Here is a 16,919-nt window from a genome sequence, read left to right on the forward strand (position 1 = left end):
CCGTTTAGTCATCTGTACCTCGCAGATTTCGAGACTGTGTAAGGGCTGGCGGGCATTCTGACTGACCAAGTTCGCTCCCTACCTCCAGTTGCGCCCCAGGCGGATAGTCACTGGAAAAGGGATTTCCCCTTGGATTACAGTTGCGGGACAGCGTCGGACTTGCACCGAACTTTCCCCCATTCAGTGCCCCAGGACTGGATTTGCCTGTCCTAAAGCGACTGAATTTTCGATGGCTGATCCCCATCGAAGCCAAGCCCAGATAGATTACCACGGAGCCCCCATCACGCCCAGGGTCCGGGGCAATCCTTAACATGGTGCGCGAACGGAGTAGGATTTGACCGCGAAACCCTTAGGGATCTGCGGGTTAATAGTGTACCCAGTGGCCAGGTTTCGACTTCGCTCAACCTTCAGTAATCGAGGGCTGAGCGGAGTCGAAGCCCGATCGGCGGGTAGTTTATTTTCCTGCAAGTCCCTTAGCTCTCTGCCCGCACCCGGTAGCCGATGTCGGGACGGAAATAGAGGGTATCGAACTGGATTTCTGCCATGCCCTGATAGGCCAATGCCACCGCTGCCTCCACCGTATCTCCTAGGGCGGTCACCCCCAGAACCCGGCCTCCATTAGCGATAACCTGGCCCTCTTTAAGCTGGGTACCCCCATGAAAAACTAGGGTTCCGACCTCCTCCGCTGCGGCCAGACCCGAGATCACCATCCCCTTTTGGTAGGTGTCGGGATAGCCCTCAGCGGCGGCTACGACGCAGGCCGCAGCTTGGGACTTCCACTCTAGAGGGGGCAAATCTTCGAGGCGCTGCTCAATGCAGGCCATAAAGATATCGTCTAGGGGCGTTTCCAAGAGGGGCAGCACCACCTGGGTTTCGGGATCGCCAAAGCGGCAGTTAAACTCCACCACCTTGGGCGTACCGTCGGGGGTGATCATTAACCCGGCATAGAGCACACCGCGATAGTCAATGCCTCGGGACTGAAAAGCCGCGATCGCAGGTTCTAGGATCGTCTCCTGGATCCGGACCAGCAAATCCGGCGGCACCACTGGCGTTGGGGCATAGGCTCCCATCCCCCCAGTATTCGGTCCCGTGTCTCCCACACCAATAGGCTTGTGATCCTGGGCAGGCACCAGGGGACGAATGGTGCGGCCATCGGTCACCGCCAGCACCGATGCCTCCTGGCCCACCAGATATTCCTCAATCACCACCCGCTGCCCAGCGGAGCCAAACTGCCCCCCAAAGGCCGCTTCGATAGCCGCTTTCGCTAGCTCCACAGACTGGGCGACCGTCACCCCCTTGCCCGCCGCCAAACCATCCGCCTTCACCACAATGGGGGCTCCCTGGGCTTCGACATGGGCGATCGCAGCGGACGCCTCTGAAAACACCGCCGAAGCCGCCGTGGGAATACCCGCCGCCGCCATCAAATCCTTGGCCCAAGCCTTGCTAGCCTCCACCTGGGCTCCCGCCTGGGTAGGACCAAAGACCGCAATCCCCTGAGCTTGTAGCGCATCCACAATTCCCTCAGCCAGGGGTTGCTCTGGCCCCACCACCACCAGGGCCAGGTTATTCACCAAAGACACCCGCGCAATACCCTCAAAATCACTGGGGTTCAGGGCCACATTTGTACAGCCCTTTAGGGTAGCAGTGCCGGCATTGCCCGGAATACACACCACTTCCGTGATCCGAGGCGACTGCAAAAGCTTCCAGGCTAGGGCGTGCTCGCGTCCGCCGCTGCCAATCACAAGAGCTTTCACAAAGTAACCTCCGACAAAATCTAGTGCCGCTATTCTCCCATGGTGATGGTCTAAATTTAAGGCAATATTGGCTGGATTTTTTCCCTGTTTTTATGCAAATCCCAATGCTTGCGGCTTTAGGTCACAATATAGGGACGAGTAATCGGATTCAGGGCTGCACATCTCAGGGCTGCACACCATTCATCTGGGTCACGGCATCATCCAACCATTAACCAGATTTACCGGACTGCTTTGCCGAGGGCTGAAGGAATAGCCAGGGCCAATGGCGGCAGTTTCGGAGGTATTCTCCCCGATCATCCAGTATCTGACTTCCCGCAAGGAGGCTGCTTCTGGGAACCTGTGGAGACAAACCTCATCGGAGACACTCTCTGTGACCACAGACGAATGCCGCTGCATCGGCTGTTCGACTACGGACTCCATCTACCATGACTGAGCGATCGTTAGCCCAGAAAGAACTGAATGCTTTGTCGGATATGACCTCGGGGAACTCAGACGGACCTAATCTACATCAGGAAGTCGCAAGCCTGCGCCAGGAGGTGCTGGAACTGCGTGCCGCCCTGAGCGATCGCAATCGTAGCCTGGAGCAGACCCAGCAAAGAACCACCGACCTAGAACGGCGGTTTGTGGAGCAGACCGCAGCCCTGCGGGAATCGAACGATACCCTAGTAGCGGAGATTGTCGAACGCAGTCAGGCCGAAAACGCCCTGCGGTCAGCCCGAGACCAACTTCAAGCTATCCTGGATGCCGTTCCTGGCATTGTGTCTTGGATCAGCGACGACCTTCGCTACCTGGGGGTCAACAAGCACCTGGCCAAGACCTTCAACATGCCAGTGGAAGCCTTCCAAAACCAGGACATTGGCTTTCTCCACACCAGCGGCGAGTTTATTCAGTTCGTCAAAGACTTTTTCCAGAGCAGCCAGCCAGACGCCTACCGAGAAATCAGCGCCCAAGTTGGGGGGCTCCAGCGGCGCTTCCTGATCGTGGCCCAGAAGTACAATCACGGAAAAGCCGCCTTCACCGTCGGCATCGACATTACCGAGCGGAACCAAGCGGAGATCGCCCTGCGGGATGCGGAGGCCAAGTACCGCAACATCTTCGAAAATGCGGTCGAGGGCATTTTCCAAACCACCACCGAAGGCCATTACCTCAGCGCCAACCCAGCCCTAGCCCGCATCTACGGTTACGACAATGCCGATGAAATGATGGTGTCCCTCACCAGCATTCAACAGCAGCTCTATGTCGATCCCTCCCGCCGAGAAGAATTTGTCCGGCATCTGGAGGAATCGGGCTCAATTCAGGAATTTGAGTCCGAGGTTTACCGCAAAGACGGCACCATTATTTGGATTTCCGAGAATGCGCGCTCCGTCTACGGAGATGATGGCCAGGTGCTCTACTACGAGGGCACCGTTGAAAACATCACCCACCGCAAAGAAACCGAGACCGCCCTCCAACGGGCCAACGAGGAATTGGAGCAGCGCGTCGCCCGCCGCACCGCCGCCCTGACGGAATCGAACCAGCGGCTCCTGTCAGAGATTCGCGAACGGCACCGTATTGGCGAAGCCCTCCGCAGCTCCGAGGCGGAACTGCGGGCACTATTTGCCGCCATGACGGATGTGATCACGGTGTTTGATGCCGATGGTCGCTACCTCAACATCGTGTCTACGAATTCCCAGCTTCTGTTTAATCCCGGCATAGAGCGTATTGGCCGCACCGTCTATGAGGTGCTACCCCCCTACCAAGCCACCCTATTTATGCGCTACATCCAGCAGGCCCTCAATACCCGTCGTCCGGTGCGGCTAGAGTACAGCTTGCCCATTGGCGCGTGGAATCGGGAAGGGGATGCCAGTGGGCGGGCGGAAATTGACAATTTTGACAATACCGCCTGGTACACCGCCATCGTCTCCCCCATGCCAGACAACCGGGTGATCTGGGTAGCACGGGATATCACCGAAAAGCGGCGGGCGGATGTGGCCCTGCAACAGGCGGAGGAAAAGTACCGCAGTATCTTTGAGAACAGCGCTGAGGGTATTTTCCAGGCTAGCCCTGATGCTCGCTACCTCAGTGTCAACCCAGCCCTGGCTCGCATGTATGGCTACCTGAGCCCAGCGGACGTAATCGAGCAGGTGCAGAACATTGACCAGCTCTATGTGGACGAGTCTCGGCGACGGATGATGCTCCAGCGGCTCCATACCCAGGGGGCGGTATTTGAGTTTGAGTCCCGCGTCTACCGGGCCGACGGCAAGGTGATTTGGGTGTCGGAAAATGTGCGGATGGTACGGGATACCCATGGGCAGTTAGCCTACTACGAGGGCACCATGGCGGATATTACCCAGCGCCGTCAGGCGGAGGAGGCGCTCAGGGAAAGCCAACGAACCCTGGCGACCCTCTTGGGGAACTTGGCGGGTATGGCCTACCGTCGCCGCTGTACTGCCGATTGGCCGCTGGAGTTCGTCAGTGATGGCTGTTACGAACTGACGGGCTATTCTCCGGCGGACCTATTGGGGAATGATGTGGTGCCCTTTGAACAAATGGTGCATCCCGACGATCGGGCCTATGTCCAGGGGGAGATGAACCGGGCCTTAACCCATGGACACCATTTCCAAATGACCTACCGCATCCTCACCGCCAATGGTCAGGAAAAGTGGGTGCTGGAAAAGGGGATTGGGGTCTTTTCCCGCGATCGCGACCCCATTGCCATTGAGGGCTTTCTCACCGACATCACAGACCGGAAGGAAATTGAAGAGGCGCTGCGGGTAGAGCAGGAGCGATCCGAACGGTTGCTGCTCAATATTCTGCCTGTCTCCATCGCTGAGCAGTTGAAGCAGGACACCAAGTCCGTAGCCTATCGCTTTGAGGAAGCCACCATCCTCTTTGCCGATATCGTCAACTTCACAGCCCTCTCCTCTGCCCTATCACCGACGGAGTTGGTAAACCTGCTGAACGAGATTTTCTCCACCTTTGACCATCTGGCGGAGCGCCACCGTCTGGAGAAAATTAAGACCATCGGTGATGCCTACATGGTGGTGGGGGGCATTCCCAACTCCATGCCAGACCATATAGAAGCGATCGCAGAAATGGCCCTCAATATGCAGGACGCTATTTCCCACTTCAAACGCCACGATGACATCCCCTTCAGCCTCCGCATCGGCATTGACACGGGTCCAGTGGTGGCGGGGGTCATTGGCCTGAAGAAATTTTCCTATGACCTGTGGGGCAACGCCGTCAACGTCGCCAGCCGCATGGAATCCCAGGGAATAGCCGATAACATTCAGGTCACAGAAACCGTCTACGAACACCTGAAAAACCGCTATGTCTTTGAGTCTAGGGGCATGATCGATGTGAAGGGCAAGGGGGAAATGCTCACCTATTTGCTCAAGGGCCGACTGGGGGAGGCATAGGAAGGGAGGTTGTCCGGTGGGCGGGTGATCGATATTGGGCTGACTGACATGGGTGGATGAGGAGAAGAGAAGGGGACTGCATTATCGGAGCATGTTACAAAACTTTGTCCCTAGAGTTAGTCAGTAACACTTTTTCTAGGGCAATCTGTCTAATATTCAAGGCATCAGCGCCAGTGGGTTCTCCAATGTTAGGAAAGTGCGATCGCTGCCTAGAGCAGGTATTGCTCTTCCTCTCTGGAAACCCCTCTGAAATCTAGATTCAGTGTAGGCAGTTGGTTTCATACCTATGATCTTTTGTCACTGTTTCTCGTTCTTAGCACCGCCGTTGGTCTTAGGCGCAGGGAACTGTGTCACGGGATTATTGCAGATAAACAGCTCTCCTATGGCACGGGTTCGCCCGTGCCATTTTTCATGGCAGCCATACTGGCCGTCAGCTTCGTAATTCTGTGTTCAAAACCGTCCTATGAGCTACACCTTTGAAATCGTCGGCATTTCCCCCCTGTGGAACTTTTTTACCCACCAGCAACGGGTTGAAAGTACCCCCCACCGCAGTCGCGCCTATCTAGGCAGCCACCACTGCACCCTCGATAGCTTCATTGCTGCCACGGATCTCATCCACGAGAAACCTGACTGGGACTGGGATGCGGTCGTGAATGACATCGTCTCCTTCTGGGTCAGCCACGGAGAAGCCATCAACCATTGGCGAGCGGAGTTTCAACGGGCAGATGAGGATAGCCTGATTGTGGGTCGAGTGGCCAACTTCACCACCCTGCGAGAGGAACTCGAAACCCTATTTCAAGAGTAGAGGGGTATCCTCTCCTAGGCTCAACTCCAGCGGACAAGGAGGGGAGCAGGTGGCCCGGTGGCATAGCTGCTGGGTCAGGCTAGCAGCGAAAAAACTTTTCGGGAAAAATGCTCAGAAGGTTTTGAGGCAAGGATGCTAGCATTGCCGTATTGATTTTAGATTTGGGGTTTGTTGTGATCGGCTCTGCAACTCTGCCTCTCCAGGCGACACTGCCTACCCTCAGCGATAACAATCGTCTGAAGTTATTTTCGGGCTCGGCAAATGTCAACCTCTCTCGGGAGGTGGCTCGCTACCTAGGCATAGACCTAGGGCCAATGGTCCGCAAGCGATTTGCAGATGGTGAACTCTATATCCAGATCCAGGAATCCATTCGCGGCTGTGATGTCTACCTGGTTCAACCCACCTGCTATCCGGTCAACGACCACTTGATGGAATTGTTGATCATGATAGATGCTTGCCGTCGGGCGTCAGCTCGACAGATCACGGCGGTGATTCCCTATTACGGCTACGCACGGGCCGATCGCAAGACCGCTGGCCGGGAGTCTATCACGGCCAAGCTGGTGGCCAACCTGATAGCCCAGGGTGGCGCGGGTCGGGTACTGGCTATGGACCTCCACTCAGCTCAGATTCAGGGCTATTTCGACATTCCCTGCGACCATGTGTACGGTTCCCCCGTCATCATTGACTACATTGCCCGCAAGGAGATTCGAGACCTGGTGGTGGTCTCTCCTGATGTGGGGGGGGTAGCCCGTGCTCGCGCCTTTGCCAAGAAGTTAGACGATGCGCCGCTGGCGATCATTGACAAGCGCCGTCAGGCCCATAATGTGGCGGAGGTGATGAATTTGATCGGGGATGTGCGGGGCAAAACCGCCGTACTGGTGGACGACATGATCGACACCGCTGGCACCATCTGCGAAGGAGCCCGCCTGCTGCGGAAGGAAGGGGCGCGGGAGGTCTATGCCTGCGCCACCCATGCGGTCTTTTCGCCGCCCGCCATTGAGCGCCTGTCCAGTGGCCTGTTTGAGGAGGTTATTGTCACTAACACCATCCCAGTGCCGGACGAAAACCATTTTCCCCAGCTCACCATGCTGTCAGTGGCCAACCTAATTGGGGAGGCGATCTGGCGCATCCACGAAGAAAGCTCCGTCAGCAGTATGTTCCGTTAAGGCGGTTTCTAGAAAATATAGCGGTTTTCCAATCGGGTGAAGGACAGGCAAGGGGCTTAAGCCCCTTGTTTGCCGAAGTGTCGTTAAGTTGAGGGGTACCTCATACATTAGGGAACCGCTATATCTTCTCCAATGGTGGGCAGTGCTACAAAGATTAAAGGCCCAGGATTAAAGGCCCAGGGAGCGCATCGCGCTCCCTGGGCCTCTGGCTTTTAAGCGTCTGTATCGGGGATGAAGTCGGCGCGATAGCTGTCGGGAATCGGCCAGTCACTATTGTCGCCGCCAATGATGACTTCTTCTACCGTGACGTAATCTCGGCTGAACTGGGTGAGGGCGTTGATGAGAATGTCTAGTGCGATCGCATCTGTGGTGCCTAGGTCAAACCAACATCGTGCCCAGACCCCTTCGTATTCCATTTCCCCCATATTGTGCATGAGGGAACTCAGGGTATCGCGGCTATCGGGATCGGTGTAGGTAAAGTAGCTGATCTCCATGCCCTCTTCCTGCACTTGGAGGTTTTCGGCATTGAAGCCCCCCAACTTGCCGAGGAAAAACCAGGAGTCGAAGACCTCTTCGATATATTGGCGTTCCATATTAGAGGGGGTGCTGCTAAATCGCAGCCAGATCCAAATATTGAAAAAGTCGCATTCGCGAAACTGCACCTGCATAGCTGGGGGAGGATCCTATAGGGGCGGTGGGAAATAATCGTCACAACACCATGACTACGCCGTCAACTGTACTCCGGTACTGCTGAAGCGGGTTACCCAGAGGGCTAGATCGGGGTCGGCGAGGCGATCTCGTACCTGTTCTTGAATCGTCTCTGCTGCTTCCCGTGTCGTGGTGAGGGTAAACACTGTGGGGCCGGAACCGGACATTAGGGTACCGAGGCCCCCTGCGGCGACCATGGCCGCCTTGAGATCCGCCACCGCTGGATGGGCGGGGAGGACTACCTTTTCTAAGTCGTTGTAGAGGGCTTTGCCCAGGGCAGGGCTATCCTGATGCGCGATCGCACTTACCATGGGACCAGAATGGAGCGCCTGACGACGGCGGCTATGGGCTTCGTCCCCCTGCAAATAGGTGGCCTCAAATTGCTGGCGATAGGTGCCATAGGCCCAGGGAGTGGACACAGAAAGGCTCTGGTATTTCCCCAGCACGGCGTATAGGTTGGGGGGACTCGGGAGGGAATCTAACTGCTCGCCGCGACCCGTTGCGATCGCAGTGCCGCCGCCGATGCAAAAAGGCACATCAGAGCCCAACTCTGCCCCCAGGGTTTGCAATTCCCCCTGGGTTAACCCCAACTGCCACAGCATATCCAGCCCCACCAGTACCGCCGCCGCATTGGCAGAGCCCCCCGCCAGCCCTGCGCCGACGGGAATCTGTTTTTCAATGCTGATTTCCACGCCGCCGTGGTGGTGATGGGCTTGGGGGTATTTAGCCGCCATCAATGCCGCTGCCCGGTGGGCCAAGTTGGTGGCATCCTGGGGCACGAGGGGGTGGTCACACTGGACCCGAATCTCGGAACTGGGTAGGCTGCGAACAGTGACGCGGTCGGCCAAGTCTACACTTTGCATGACCATGACCAGTTCATGAAAGCCATCCCGGCGATGGCCCATAATTTCCAGATAAAGATTGATTTTGGCCGCTGCCAATAGGGAATACAGACGCATTACACCTTGGGGACGGGGATATTAAGGGATCTGCGGGTTAATAGTGTACCCAGTGGCCAGGTTTCGACTTCGCTCAACCTTCAGTGATCGAGGGCTGAGCGGAGTCGTTCGCTTTAGCGTCTCCCGAAGGGAGAAAGCCCGATCGGCGGGTAGTTTATTTTCCTGCAAGTCCCTAAGGGCTCTGGAGAGAGACTGGAGCTACGCCTCAGGACGCGGCTCCCCCGGAAGGGGATTGTTCCTCCAGGATTTTATTACTCAATGCCACCCAGTTGGCGATACTGAGGTCTTCGCCTCGGGCTGTCTCGGGAATCTCTAGGGCAGCGAGAAGGGGAAGTAAGCGATCGCGGGGGATTAGCCCCTCCAGATTATTCCGCAGCATTTTACGCTTGCTGGCAAACCCAAGGGTAACAATCTGGGCGAGAAGCTGGGGATTTTGGGCGGGGGTGGGGATGGGACGCGGGGTGAGCCGCACCACCGCTGAGGCCACCTTGGGGGGGGGCTGAAAGGCTTTGGCAGGCACGGGACAGATGACTTCGCAATCCGCCAAATACTGCACCCGCACCGTGAGAGCTCCAAAAGCTTTGCTGTGGGGTCGGGCACAGAGGCGCTGGGCCACCTCCTGCTGCACCAGTAACACGATGCTCTCAAAGGGGTAGGGATTGGGCTGGGCAATCGTCCCCAGCAGGCGCTCTAAAATCGGGCCAGTGATGTAATAGGGAATGTTGGCGACAACTTTATTGGGGCTGGCTTTATGGGGACTGGCTTTATGGGGACTGGGATTAGCGCTGGAATGGGGATCAGACCTGAACTGGGAGTCCCTGGGCTGTTCCGCTAGCATCGACCGCAGGTCTAACTTGAGGACATCCCCCTCAATCAGCTCAAAGGTCTCACGGTCCCCAAACTGACTCCGGAGCCGCCGACACAGGTCTCGATCTACCTCTACTGCCACGACCGACCCGGCTTGAGCCATAAGCCGCTGGGTCAGCAAGCCCGTACCGGGGCCAATCTCTAAAACGCGATCGCACAAGCCCAGCGCCGCCGCCGCCACAATGCGGTCCAGAATCACCTCACTGCGCAGCCAGTGCTGGCCAAAACGTTTTCGGGGGCGGGCTTGAAATGGGGACAAGACTCAGGTGCGGGACTGAATTGCAGAGGACTGGAGCAGAGGGCTGGGATAGATGGGTAAATCCTACAGTAATCCGGTGATGGGGTGGGGTGATGGGGTGTTGGCGTTGGCGAAGCCACTCCCTGGGAGTTAGCCTGCCCGGAGGGCTTAGGGGTGATGGGGTGTTGGCGTTGGCGAAGCCACTCCCTGGGAGTTAGCCTGCCCGGAGGGCTTAGGGGTGATGGGGTGGCAGGAGTTTTGAGTTTTGAGTTTTGAATTTTGAATTTCCCGTAGGGTGCATAGCGCTAAGGCGCGGCTTCGCCCACGCGAAGCAATGCACCGTAGAGATGCCGCGCCCAATGCAGGGAGTGACAGGTGGCAGGTGGCAGGTGACAGGTGACAGGTGACAGGGAAGAACTGTAGGGGCGGGTTTAGCCGGGATTGGGGGGGTGATTCAGGAATGGGCTGGCAAAACCCGCCCTGCCCCGTGCCGGTATTCCCGGTTCCTTAGGGCTCCATGGGGAGTATGCCGCTGGGTAGGATATTATTCATGTCTTCACTAAATTGCTTGAAGCAAAATGAATTCACAGCAGCGGCAAACGGCAGCGTGCTGATCTAATCAAGACAGGGCAAATCCAGCGCCAAAGCCATGAATCCGATCAACCACTCCCAAACCGCTGCCTTTCTCTGGTCCATCGCCGATCTGCTGCGGGGCGACTTCAAGCAGTCCCAGTATGGCCGCATCATTCTGCCCTTTACCCTGTTGCGACGGCTGGAATGTGTGCTGGAAACCACCAAGAAGGATGTCCTAAAAGCAGCCGAGAAACATCAAGACAAGTCCGATTCGGTTCGAGAAAAGCTGCTACTACGGGCGGCAGACCAGCAGTTTTACAACGCTTCGCCGTTAACCCTAGGCACCCTGTCGGATACCCAGACCGCTGATGACCTAATCAGCTACATCCAGTCCTTCAGCACCGATGCGCGAGAAATCTTTGAGCACTTCCACTTTGAGGAATTTGTGCAGCAGCTAGCGGCCAGCGACCTGCTCTACCAGGTGGTGCAGCGCTTTGCCGTGACGGATCTGAGCCCCCAGAGCATCCCCAACTTCGGCATGGGCATCATCTTTGAGGAGCTAATTCGCAAGTTTGCCGAGAGTTCTAACGAAACCGCCGGGGAACACTTCACCCCCCGCGATATTGTCCACCTGACCACCTCCCTGGTGATTACTGGACAAGACCCCAAGCTTAAGCCCCACGGCATTGTCACCATCTATGACCCCACGGCGGGGACAGGGGGCTTTTTGTCCGAGGGGGATGAGTACATTCAGCAGATCAGCGAAAAGGTCACCGTGTCGCTCCACGGACAAGAGCTGAACCCCGAGAGCTACGCCATCTGTAAGGCAGACATGCTGATCAAGGGGCAGACGGTGAGCAATATCAAGCTGGGCAATACCCTGTCAGACGACCAGTTGGCGGGGGGCCACTTCGACTTTATGCTCAGCAATCCGCCCTTTGGGGTGGAGTGGAAGAAGGTGCAAAAGCAGGTCACCGATGAGCACCAAGAACGGGGATTTGCAGGCCGCTTTGGCCCCGGTCTGCCCCGCGTGTCGGATGGCTCACTGTTATTTTTGCTGCACCTGGTCAGCAAAATGCGCGCTCCCCACGAGGGCGGTTCTCGCATTGGCATCATTCTCAATGGCTCACCGCTGTTTACCGGCGGGGCGGGCAGTGGCGAGTCAGAGATTCGCCGCTATCTACTGCAAAACGACCTGGTGGAAGCGATCGTCGCCCTACCCACCGATATGTTCTACAACACCGGCATTGCTACCTATGTATGGATTTTGTCGAACCACAAGCCAGCGCCACGCCGGGGCCAGGTGCAGTTGATCGACGGCAGCCAGCAGTTCAGCAAAATGCGGAAATCCCTGGGCAGCAAGCGCCAGTTTTTGAATGAGGCCCAAATTGACGCGCTGGTGCGCCTCTATGGTCGGTTTGAGGAAACGCCCCAGAGCAAAATTTTTCCGGTGGAGGCGTTTGGCTATCGCCGTATCACCATTGAACGCCCGCTGCGGCTGGCCTTTCAGGTAACGGCGGAACGGGTAAAGGCGGTACTGGCAGAAAAGGGGGTGCAAAAGCTGGATGGCGAGGCCCAAAGCCACCTAATTACGGCGCTGCAAACCCTGGAGGATGAGCCGCTTCACCTCAGCCGTGCCCCCTTTAGCAAGCTGCTGAAACAGGCTCTAGCGGTGCATGATGTTACCCCCAGTGCGGTCCTCCTGAAGGTGTTGCTGAATGCCTTTGGGGAGCGCCACCCCGAGGCAGAGATTTGCCGGGTGAAGGATAAGCCCCAGGGCGATCCGGAGCCAGATACGGGGCTGCGAGACTATGAGAATGTGCCCCTAGGCGAGTCGATCGATGAGTACTTTGAGCGGGAGGTGAAACCCCATGTGCCCGATGCCTGGATCGATCGGGACAAGTGCGATGCCCTGGATGGAGAGGTGGGCATTGTCGGGTTCGAGATTCCCTTTAATCGTCATTTTTATGTGTTTCAGCCACCGCGCCCCTTGGCGGAGATTGACCAGGATCTCAAGGCTTGCACCGATCGCATTAAACAGATGATCGAAGATTTATCGGCTTGATAGTATTGAGGTGTCTAATGTTGCAACATTTGTGGTAACGCCTATTCTGGAGGCAATCATGTATTTAACCGTCAGGAAACGCGGCAACTCTCTCAGCGTCATTATTCCGAAGGAAATGGCGACAAGTATGCAGGTAGACGATGGTGATACCTTGTTCGTCACAAAAACGCCGACGGGTTACGAAATTTCGCCCTATGATCCGGAGTTTGTCAAAAAAATCGAAGCAGCCCGTCGCGGCATGAAGAAGTATCGTAATGCTTTGAATGAGCTAGCGAAATGAAGGAGCCATGCTGGCTAGAAGGGCCAGATGTCCGGGTCATTCATGGCGAAATTATCGCCGAGTCGGGGGGCGCAATGGGGATTTTAAGCGAGGGGAACCTAGAGGCCACCCTCAGCAAGCCCAAGCAACTCTATTTTTACGGTGAGGCGATAACGCTGTTCGATCTGGCCGCAGCCTACGGCTATGGGTTGGTGAAAAACCACTGCTTTGTGGATGGGAATAAGCGTATCGCGTTGATTGCGGTGTACACATTTTTGGCGGTAAATGGGGTGGAGCTGACGGCTTCGGAGGTCGAGGCCGCCACCTTTTTTTGGAATCTAGCGGCAAGTTGTGAAACCCAGGATATCTGTATGCAGCAGTTGGCAGATTGGTTGCGAGACAACAGTGAATCTATCGCCGACTGAGGACGTAGAAACTTTCCTATAAAACGACCCATGAATACTCAACTGGCCAATTCGTTAGCAGAAGCTGTATCGGCGTTGTCCCTGGAGGACTTCCAGGGATTTCAGGCTGCACTGCTGGAGCACATGGTGAAAAAAACGCCGGGGGTCGCTGGGGGTCATGCCTGTATTCGCAACACGCGAATCGCGGTGTGGACGCTCATTTCTCTGGCTCAGCAAGGGATGAATGATGAAGGGCTGATCAAAAACTTCCCTGGGCTAACTCCCTTTGACCTCTTGGCTGCTCGGGTCTATTACCAGGCTCACCAGGCAGAAATTGATGCCCTGATTGCCTCTCATCACAGTGAGGATGCTTGGGATGCAGTTTAGGTTCTATGCCAACGAAAACTTGGCTGCGGAATTAGTCGAGACATTGCAGCAATTGGGCCACGATGTTTTGACCTCTTATGAAGCTGGTAACGCTAATCAGCGCATTCCCGATGATCAGGTCTTAACCACGGCAACGACTGATGGTAGGGCAGTGCTCACGTTTAATCGAGATGATTTTCTGGCCCTGCATCGCAGTGGGGTAGACCACAGCGGCATTGTGGTGTGTAAGGACGACAGCAATATTGGGGATTTAGGAAAGGTGCTGCACGACTATCTCACGGCTCAGGAGACTTTGCATAACCGTTTGTTGCGGGTTTTGCGGAAAAATCAACCCGGCGCAAGCCAACCGGTTTTTGTCGTGCGGGAGTATGGACGCCAATGAAGCAGGGATACCATAGAACCAGTACACAGCAGGTTTTGCCAATGACGACGTTGCTAGAAATTGCTGCTGCTATTCAAGAACTGCCGGAAGCAGAGGTACGAGAACTCTCAACGTGGTTGCAGAGTTATCTGGATGAACAGTGGGATCGGCAGATTGAGGATGAGAGGGTGTCTGAGAAGTAGAAAGGCCCTCAAAAACGCTACTCTATCAGTCAGTAAATACACTTGATAGGGTTTTTGAGGGCAATGCGATTATCCTACCCCACCGATTTGACTGATGAACAATGGGATATTCTCTCTCTCTTGATTCCTCCGGCGAAGCCTGGTGGACGACCTCGGAGCACGGATATGCGAGAAGTGGTCAATGCGATTCTGTACGTTCTGGACAATAGCACCAAGTGGCGGTGCTTACCCCATGATTTCCCGAAGGCCAAAACGGTCTACCATTATTTTCGCCAATGGCGCAATGATGGGGTGTGGGAACACATCAATCACCGATTGCGGGAGTTGGTGCGGTTAACGGAGGGGCGCGAAGCGTCTCCCAGTGCAGCGGTGATGGATAGTCAGTCGGTGAACAGCGATGTCTACATTTCGGAGTCGGTCGGCTTCGATGCAAACAAAAAGGTCAAAGGTCGGAAGCGAAACGTGGTGGTCGACACAATGGGTTTAGTGCTGATGGTTGTGGTTACCGCAGCGAGTCTCCCTGAGCGGGATGGCGCACGAAAGGTGCTAGAAAAAATGCATCAGGTTAGTCAGTGGTTCACTCGCCTGTGTGTCATTTGGGTTGATGGGGGATATAGCGGTAACGATTTCATGAAAGAGATCATGGACCGCTTTCGATGGGTGATTGAGGTGATCAAGCGCCCCGACTGTGCGCAGGGATTTGTGCTGTTACCCAAGCGGTGGGTGGTGGAGCGCACATTTGGCTGGTTTACTTTTTGCCGCCGCTTGAGTAAAGACTATGAGCGCCTACCAGAGACCGCTGAGGCATGGATTTATGTGGCCAATATTCGAGTCATGTTAAGGCGACTAACGTGCTAATTCATACCTACATTCCAGCTTTTCAGACACCCTCTGATGTAGAAGCAGGTAGGTTAGATCACCTGATTGCCAGGGCTGAGGCTGATATTGCGGCTGATAATGTGAGGGATCTGGATGAAATCCTTCACAACGGCTGATTTTTGGCAAGTAAGGGTAGGTTGGGTGAAACGAAGTGAAACCCAACACCAGACCGGATTTTGTTGGGTTCTGCTAACGCGCCACCCAACCTACAAGATATTTTTTTGAGTGAAACGGTATGAGCTTTCCGAAGTATGAGGCGTATAAGGATTCTGGGGTGGAATGGTTGGGGGAAGTGCCCGAGCATTGGGGTATCAGCAGGAACAAACGTGTTTTTAATATCGTGAGTAAAACTGTAGGAAAAAAATCTACGGAATTTCAACTTTTATCATTGACTCTTCGTGGTGTAATACCTAGAGATATTGACAGTGGAAAAGGAAAGTTTCCAGCAGAGTTTGATACATATCAAATAGTTGAGCCAGGAAATATAGTTTTCTGTTTGTTTGATATTGATGAGACTCCTAGAACAGTGGGGCTGTCCAGTAATTCTGGGATGATCACCGGGGCTTATACAGTCGCAACTGCACTTTCTTATGCGGATCCTCGCTTTATTTATTATTACTATTTCAATATTGACTTACGGAAAGGGCTAAGACCTTTTTATACCGGATTGAGAAAGGTCGTACGCCCTGAAACTTTCATGAATATTGAAATGCCTTTGCCTCCACAGGCAGAGCAAATACAAATATCCAACTTCCTAGACCATGAAACGGCGCGTATTGACGCATTGATCGCGGAGCAGCAGCGGCTGATCGAACTGCTCAAGGAAAAGCGGCAGGCGGTGATTTCCCATGCTGTCACCAAGGGTCTCGACCCCACCGCCCCCATGAAAGATTCCGGCGTCGAGTGGCTAGGCCAAGTCCCCGTCCATTGGGATGTCATGCAATTCAAGTTTGCGACTAACTTGATGCAGACTGGCCCTTTTGGGAGTCAATTACATGCAGAGGATTATATTGAAAATGGTATTCCCCTTATTAACCCTGCTCACATAATTGAAGGGCAAATAGTACCAGATCAAAATGTCTCAGTTGATGAGAAAACAAAAGAGCGCCTACCAAGACACCATCTTAAAGAAAGTGATTTAATTTTGGCTCGGAGAGGTGAGCTAGGGCGATGTGCAGTTGTGCGTCAGCAGCACTCTGGCTGGTTATGTGGATCAGGGAGTATGCGAGTTGAACTATCTGAGAAGCTAATGTCAGATTATACATATCTTCTGATAAGTTCTGAAGGTGTTAAGGCAGAGCTATCAGTTACTTCAAACAACACTCCGGACAGTTTTTCGGGGTAGGTTGGAGAAAAGCTATCCACCGCATAGAGTGCAGGTGTACGAAAAACACGGTGCACCGATGGATAGCCTCAACCGCATCTTAGCCGGTCTGCTGACGACAGCAGGCCATTTAGCAAACCGCAGCGCCAGTTTCTGATGACGCTGATGACCACGATTTTTGTGGTTTGTGGCAAAGTCAACTACACCAACCTGAGTCGATACAGCGACCGCTGTGAACGAACCTACCGGCGACATTTTGAGGCTGGACTGGGCCTAGAAAGCTTGAACCAAGCCTTAATTGAGCAGGTGATTGCAGACACCAGCACTCAGATTGCAGTGGTGGACTGCACCTTTACTGAGAAAAGTGGTCGTCACACCTACGGACTGGACTGGTTCTACAACGGCAAAACGCAGCGGGCCGAACGGGGGTTGGAATGGTCAGTGGTGGCGGTGGTTGATCTGGGGCAGAAGACCGGCTATGCCCTATCGGCGCAACAAACCGCAGCGGGGCTAGGGGCACAAGAACCTGCCACGGCTGACGAGACAACACCCCCCAAGAGCCGAGTTGA

15 protein-coding genes, 1 pseudogene and 1 riboswitch are annotated in these 16,919 nt (G+C 55.0%); of the genes and pseudogenes, 12 read left to right on the forward strand and 4 right to left on the reverse strand.

Going from position 1 to position 16,919, the window contains the following annotated elements; all coding sequences use genetic code 11:
- Positions 1–29: 29 nt before the first annotated feature.
- Positions 30–214, reverse strand: a riboswitch (cobalamin riboswitch).
- A gap of 259 nt (positions 215–473) precedes the next feature.
- Positions 474–1,754: a phosphoribosylamine--glycine ligase gene (gene purD / locus LEP6406_RS0206650; protein WP_008308861.1), complete on the reverse strand. Its 1,281-nt coding sequence runs from the start codon at positions 1,752–1,754 to the stop codon at positions 474–476.
- A gap of 425 nt (positions 1,755–2,179) precedes the next feature.
- Here purD and LEP6406_RS26860 point away from each other — a divergent pair, with 425 nt between their 5' ends.
- From LEP6406_RS26860 to LEP6406_RS0206665, 3 genes are all read left to right on the forward strand, one after another.
- A complete protein-coding gene (locus LEP6406_RS26860; protein WP_008308859.1) occupies positions 2,180–5,152 on the forward strand; it encodes an adenylate/guanylate cyclase domain-containing protein in 2,973 nt (990 codons plus the stop codon).
- Positions 5,153–5,615: 463 nt separating this feature from the next.
- Positions 5,616–5,957 (forward strand): hypothetical protein, encoded by a 342-nt coding sequence (locus tag LEP6406_RS0206660; protein ID WP_008308857.1) that lies wholly within the window; start codon positions 5,616–5,618, stop codon positions 5,955–5,957.
- Between the two features lie 176 nt (positions 5,958–6,133).
- Complete coding sequence (locus tag LEP6406_RS0206665) at positions 6,134–7,123, forward strand: ribose-phosphate pyrophosphokinase (RefSeq protein WP_225886665.1); 990 nt, start codon at positions 6,134–6,136, stop codon at positions 7,121–7,123.
- Positions 7,124–7,335: 212 nt separating this feature from the next.
- Here the strand turns inward: LEP6406_RS0206665 and LEP6406_RS0206670 are convergent, their stop codons facing one another.
- The 3 genes from LEP6406_RS0206670 to rsmA form a co-directional block, all read right to left on the reverse strand.
- Positions 7,336–7,791, reverse strand: a complete 456-nt coding sequence (locus LEP6406_RS0206670; protein WP_008308853.1) for a DUF3531 family protein — start codon at positions 7,789–7,791, stop codon at positions 7,336–7,338.
- A 54-nt stretch (positions 7,792–7,845) separates the two neighbouring features.
- Positions 7,846–8,790 carry a 4-(cytidine 5'-diphospho)-2-C-methyl-D-erythritol kinase gene (ispE, locus tag LEP6406_RS0206675; RefSeq protein ID WP_008308851.1) on the reverse strand — a complete coding sequence of 315 codons (945 nt, stop codon included), beginning with the start codon at positions 8,788–8,790 and terminating at the stop codon, positions 7,846–7,848.
- Positions 8,791–8,995: 205 nt separating this feature from the next.
- Positions 8,996–9,916, reverse strand: coding sequence for a 16S rRNA (adenine(1518)-N(6)/adenine(1519)-N(6))-dimethyltransferase RsmA (gene rsmA, locus LEP6406_RS0206680; protein ID WP_008308849.1), 921 nt, complete (start codon positions 9,914–9,916; stop codon positions 8,996–8,998).
- Positions 9,917–10,544: 628 nt separating this feature from the next.
- On the opposite strand from rsmA, the gene LEP6406_RS0206685 reads away from it, so the two are divergent.
- The 9 genes and pseudogenes from LEP6406_RS0206685 to LEP6406_RS34105 form a co-directional block, all read left to right on the forward strand.
- A complete protein-coding gene (locus LEP6406_RS0206685; protein ID WP_008316120.1) occupies positions 10,545–12,533 on the forward strand; it encodes a type I restriction-modification system subunit M in 1,989 nt (662 codons plus the stop codon).
- A gap of 58 nt (positions 12,534–12,591) precedes the next feature.
- Positions 12,592–12,813, forward strand: a complete 222-nt coding sequence (locus LEP6406_RS0206690; protein WP_008316117.1) for an AbrB/MazE/SpoVT family DNA-binding domain-containing protein — start codon at positions 12,592–12,594, stop codon at positions 12,811–12,813.
- Positions 12,810–13,217: a type II toxin-antitoxin system death-on-curing family toxin gene (locus LEP6406_RS0206695; protein ID WP_008316115.1), complete on the forward strand. Its 408-nt coding sequence runs from the start codon at positions 12,810–12,812 to the stop codon at positions 13,215–13,217. Before LEP6406_RS0206690 ends, LEP6406_RS0206695 begins: the two co-directional genes overlap by 4 nt.
- A 30-nt stretch (positions 13,218–13,247) precedes the next feature.
- Positions 13,248–13,583, forward strand: coding sequence for a DUF433 domain-containing protein (locus tag LEP6406_RS0206700; protein WP_008316114.1), 336 nt, complete (start codon positions 13,248–13,250; stop codon positions 13,581–13,583).
- Positions 13,573–13,965, forward strand: coding sequence for a DUF5615 family PIN-like protein (locus tag LEP6406_RS0206705; RefSeq protein WP_008316112.1), 393 nt, complete (start codon positions 13,573–13,575; stop codon positions 13,963–13,965). The genes LEP6406_RS0206700 and LEP6406_RS0206705 overlap by 11 nt, the downstream gene beginning before the upstream one ends.
- 41 nt (positions 13,966–14,006) lie before the next feature.
- Entirely contained in the window at positions 14,007–14,147 is a 141-nt protein-coding gene (locus LEP6406_RS33530) for a hypothetical protein (RefSeq protein WP_008316110.1), read from the forward strand.
- A gap of 63 nt (positions 14,148–14,210) precedes the next feature.
- Complete coding sequence (locus tag LEP6406_RS0206715; protein ID WP_027268711.1) at positions 14,211–15,005, forward strand: IS5 family transposase; 795 nt, start codon at positions 14,211–14,213, stop codon at positions 15,003–15,005.
- 256 nt (positions 15,006–15,261) lie between these two features.
- The gene (locus LEP6406_RS30030) at positions 15,262–16,371 is read left to right on the forward strand and encodes a restriction endonuclease subunit S (RefSeq protein ID WP_008315303.1); all 1,110 of its coding nucleotides are present in this window, start codon (positions 15,262–15,264) and stop codon (positions 16,369–16,371) included.
- A gap of 135 nt (positions 16,372–16,506) precedes the next feature.
- A pseudogene (locus LEP6406_RS34105) lies at positions 16,507–16,919 on the forward strand (IS4 family transposase); the annotation flags it as partial.

This window comes from Leptolyngbya sp. PCC 6406, from assembly GCF_000332095.2.
Classification (GTDB): Bacteria; Cyanobacteriota; Cyanobacteriia; order Phormidesmidales; family Phormidesmidaceae; genus PCC-6406.

What these genes read in the sequence shown, in the direction of transcription:
- LEP6406_RS0206670 (WP_008308853.1), bottom strand. Translation starts at nt 7,791, where the DNA reads ATGCAGGTGCAGTTTCGCGAATGCGACTTTTTCAATATTTGGATCTGG.
- LEP6406_RS33530 (WP_008316110.1), top strand. Translation starts at nt 14,007, where the DNA reads ATGACGACGTTGCTAGAAATTGCTGCTGCTATTCAAGAACTGCCGGAA.
- ispE (WP_008308851.1), bottom strand. Translation starts at nt 8,790, where the DNA reads ATGCGTCTGTATTCCCTATTGGCAGCGGCCAAAATCAATCTTTATCTG.
- LEP6406_RS0206700 (WP_008316114.1), top strand. Translation starts at nt 13,248, where the DNA reads ATGAATACTCAACTGGCCAATTCGTTAGCAGAAGCTGTATCGGCGTTG.
- LEP6406_RS0206705 (WP_008316112.1), top strand. Translation starts at nt 13,573, where the DNA reads ATGCAGTTTAGGTTCTATGCCAACGAAAACTTGGCTGCGGAATTAGTC.
- LEP6406_RS0206660 (WP_008308857.1), top strand. Translation starts at nt 5,616, where the DNA reads ATGAGCTACACCTTTGAAATCGTCGGCATTTCCCCCCTGTGGAACTTT.
- LEP6406_RS26860 (WP_008308859.1), top strand. Translation starts at nt 2,180, where the DNA reads ATGACTGAGCGATCGTTAGCCCAGAAAGAACTGAATGCTTTGTCGGAT.
- LEP6406_RS0206690 (WP_008316117.1), top strand. Translation starts at nt 12,592, where the DNA reads ATGTATTTAACCGTCAGGAAACGCGGCAACTCTCTCAGCGTCATTATT.
- LEP6406_RS30030 (WP_008315303.1), top strand. Translation starts at nt 15,262, where the DNA reads ATGAGCTTTCCGAAGTATGAGGCGTATAAGGATTCTGGGGTGGAATGG.
- LEP6406_RS0206685 (WP_008316120.1), top strand. Translation starts at nt 10,545, where the DNA reads ATGAATCCGATCAACCACTCCCAAACCGCTGCCTTTCTCTGGTCCATC.
- LEP6406_RS0206695 (WP_008316115.1), top strand. Translation starts at nt 12,810, where the DNA reads ATGAAGGAGCCATGCTGGCTAGAAGGGCCAGATGTCCGGGTCATTCAT.
- LEP6406_RS0206715 (WP_027268711.1), top strand. Translation starts at nt 14,211, where the DNA reads ATGCGATTATCCTACCCCACCGATTTGACTGATGAACAATGGGATATT.